Here is a 3,493-nt window from a genome sequence, read left to right as displayed (position 1 = left end):
ACCCCGATCATCACCACCGACGCCCGCCACCGCAGCGAGGCCAAGAGCGCGCTCATCACACTCGTCGAGCACGCGCTGATGGCCCGGCTCAAGTAGAAGCCGCTGTCCGGAAGTTGTCGGGAAACCGGTGTGGGGCGGGCTGTGTCGAAGGACACGGCCCGCTCGTCATTCATAACGTTTCGACAGAGATATGACCGGGCCGCCGCCACACAGAGCGTTCGCTCCGCTCCGTTGTGCAGCCAAACGGTTCGGCATTTGACATGGCTCACCCGTAACGCCCGTTTTATCTCTGGTCCAGACAACGGACTGAGCGCTTTGCGCAGTGTTTGGAAAGCACCTGCGGGGCGTGCTGGAATTCGCTGAACTGGGCAGTCAGGGCTCAGCTGGGAACGGCACGAATCAGGTGCCGACGCCGAGAGGTTGTTGGTCGAGTGAGGCGAAGCAAGCCGGACCCCGCGCAAGAGGCGCGCGGGAACTTCACCCCGCCGCCGCGCACACGCACAGCGGCGTCGCCCGCCGGGGTGTCCGAGCCGCCCGCGCCCAGCGGTGGCCGGATCTCTCCGCGGAACTGGCGGGTGCGCGGCCGGCTGTACGCGATCCTGCTCATCCCGGTGCTCGTCGCCCTGGTCTTCGGCGGCTTCCAGGTCGCCTCCTCCGTTTACACCTGGAACGAGGCACGGGACGCCGAGCGCACCGCCCAGGTCGTACGGGCCGCCACCACCTACGCCCACGCCCTGGTCGACGAGCGCGACCTGAGCACCGGGCCGCTGCTCAGCGGAACCAACGAAGCCGTGGTGGCCAAGGCACGGGCCACCAGCGACGCGGCCAAGAAGGACTTCGAGGCGGCCGTCGCCGATATGCCGCAGACGACGGCCCTGAAGCGTCGCCTCAAGACCTTCCAAGCCGCCGAACCACAGCTCGCCGCCCTGCGCCGCAACGCCTATACCGACCGCCTGAACGGGGTGAAGACCGAAGAGGGCTACACCGCCGTCGAGCACGGGCTCACCGAGTTCGCCAATGAACTGGGGCTGGGCACCGGCAACATCACGTCGTACGGCCGTACCGTCTACGCGGTATCCCTGGCCAAGGGCGCGGAGTCGCTCCAGCGCTCCATCGGCACCCATCTGCTGGTCAAGCCCGGCCCGTCGGCGGCCGACCGCAAGGCCCAGCTGACCGCCTTCACCTCGTACGCCTACCTCGAGGGCATCGCGCTCGGGGAGTTCGAGGCCGCCGGTACGCCCCAGGACGTGACCAGGCTGGAGGACACCCTCTCGGCGGCGGAGAAGCGTGCGCGAACGCAAATCGCCGAGGCGAAACGGAAGGCGGAGGCGGCGGGCAGGAAGTTCGTGGCGCCGCCCGGTATGAACGAGATGGTCAAGGCCGTGGGCAGCGGTGCGACACCCGCCGAGCTGGCCTCCCGGGGGATCACCCCGGACTCCTGGTTCAACGCCTCCACGATCAAGTTCAACGCCTACCGGGACGTCGAGCAGACCCTGGTGAACAAGGCCGTGGACGAGGCGGCGCAGATCTCCTCGGACGCCCGCCGCGATGCGATCGTGAACGGTGCGATCGTGGTGCTGGCGCTCCTCGCCGCCTTCGTGGTGGCCGGCCGGATGGCCCGTTCGATGAGCCATTCCATGCAGCAACTGCGCAACGCCGCCTTCGAGGTCGCCGAGAAGCGGCTGCCGGCGGTGGTCGACCAGCTCTCCCGCACCGACCCGGGACGGGTGGACACCCGGGTCAGCTCGATACCGATCAACACCAGGGACGAGATCGGCGAGGTGGCCCGCGCCTTCGACCAGGTGCACCGCGAGGCGATCCGGCTCGCGGCCGAGCAGGCGATGCTGCGCGGCGGCGTCAACGCGATCTTCACCAACCTTTCCAGTCGCAACCAGGGACTGATCGAGCGGCAGCTGACCCTGATCTCCGAGCTGGAGAGCCGGGAGGCCGATCCGGACCAGCTGGAGCACCTCTTCCGGCTGGACCACCTGGCCACCCGCATGCGGCGCAACGGCGAGAACCTGCTGATCCTCGCGGGCGAGGAGCCCGGCCGCCGCTGGAACCAGCCGGTCCCGCTGATCGACGTGTTGCGCGCCGCCTCCTCGGAGGTGGAGTCGTACGAGCGCATCGAGCTGGCCGGGGTCTCCGAGAGCGAGATCCACGGCACCGCGGTGACCGACCTGGTGCACCTCCTGGCCGAGCTGCTGGAGAACGCCACCACCTTCTCCTCCCCGCACACCAAGGTGCGGGTCACCTCGACCCGGCTGCCCGACGGCCGGGTGGTGGTGGAGATCCACGACAAGGGCATCGGCCTGACCGCCGAGGACTTCGCCGACATCAACCACAAGCTGGCCAATCCGCCGACGGTGGACGCGGCGGTCTCCCAGCGGATGGGGCTCTTCGTGGTCGGCCGCCTCGCCGACCGGCACGGCATCCGGGTCCAGCTGCGCCCCTCCGGGGAGCAGGCGGGCACCACCTCGCTGGTGATGCTGCCCGAGGCGATCACCCACGGCGGTGGTGGCGAGGAGCTGCCCCAGGACGACTTCACGGTCTCCCGGATCGTCCCCGAGCCGCGGCCCGCCTTCCAGGACCCGGACGCGCTGTCCTCGCGCACCGCCGCCGAGCTGGGCTTCGACGACTCCGCCTACGAACCGGATCAGCGGCCGGACCCGTTCCCGGGCCAGTACGGCGGCATGGGGACCACCGCGCCCGAGCAGGAGCCGCGGCACGACCAGGCGGTTCCCGATCCGCTGGCGCCGTCCTCGTACCACAACTCCGCCTTTACGCAACCGGAAGCGGATTACACAACTCGGACGGAATCCGAACAGCAACCGTACGTCGGTTACAACTCGCCTTCCCAACAGGGAGAGTGGGGCGATTCCGGATCTTTCGAAATGCCCTTCGGGTCGCAGTTCGGGACCGAAGCGGAATCAGGACCCAGCGCTCCCGAAGTTTCCCGGGACCGCGTAGAGTTCCACCGTCCGGGCCCCTCCCCGAGCGGAATCCACTCGGTGACCGACGCCGGGCTTCCGCGTCGCGACAAGCAGTGGCAGCCGCCCGAGGAGACAGGGCAGGGGGTGGCCGGGGGCCCGATGGCGCCCGCGGCGCCGGAACGGCCCCGGCAGAACCCCCAGCAGCAGGAGGACAGTGCCCCGTGGCAGTCGGAGAACGACCAGCGCTGGCACCGTGCCGAGCAGCTGCGCGAGCCGAAGGCCGGCGGGGTCACGCCCTCCGGGCTGCCCCGGCGGGTGCCCAAGGCCAATCTGGTCGAGGGCGCCGCGGAACCGACCGGACAGGGCGGCCCCCAGGTCTCCCGCGCCCCGGAGGACATCCGCGGCAGGCTGAGCAACCTGCGCCGCGGCGTCCAGCGGGGGCGCAACGCGGGATCCGGGACCCCCGGGCGTGACCAGCATGACCAACAGGGCTTCGGCCCCGGCAGCACCTACGATCAGGAGCGTTAGTGTGAGCCCGATGAGCCAGGCGGCGCAGAACC

At 69.8% G+C, this 3,493-nt stretch carries 1 protein-coding gene and 1 pseudogene; both read left to right on the top strand.

Annotated elements, in window-relative coordinates; translation table 11 throughout:
- A pseudogene (locus AXW62_RS35795) lies at nt 1-96 on the top strand (ATP-binding protein); the annotation flags it as partial.
- A 335-nt stretch (nt 97-431) separates the two neighbouring features.
- Nucleotides 432-3,461, top strand: a complete 3,030-nt coding sequence (locus AXW62_RS35790) for a sensor histidine kinase (protein WP_060948086.1) — start codon at nt 432-434, stop codon at nt 3,459-3,461.
- Nucleotides 3,462-3,493: the final 32 nt, after the last annotated feature.

The sequence above is a fragment of the Streptomyces hygroscopicus subsp. hygroscopicus genome (assembly GCF_001553455.1).
In the GTDB taxonomy this organism is placed as follows: domain Bacteria; phylum Actinomycetota; class Actinomycetes; order Streptomycetales; family Streptomycetaceae; genus Streptomyces; species Streptomyces hygroscopicus.
Note: the sequence above shows the minus strand (reverse complement) of the source record. Positions and strands in the feature narration are given on the sequence as shown.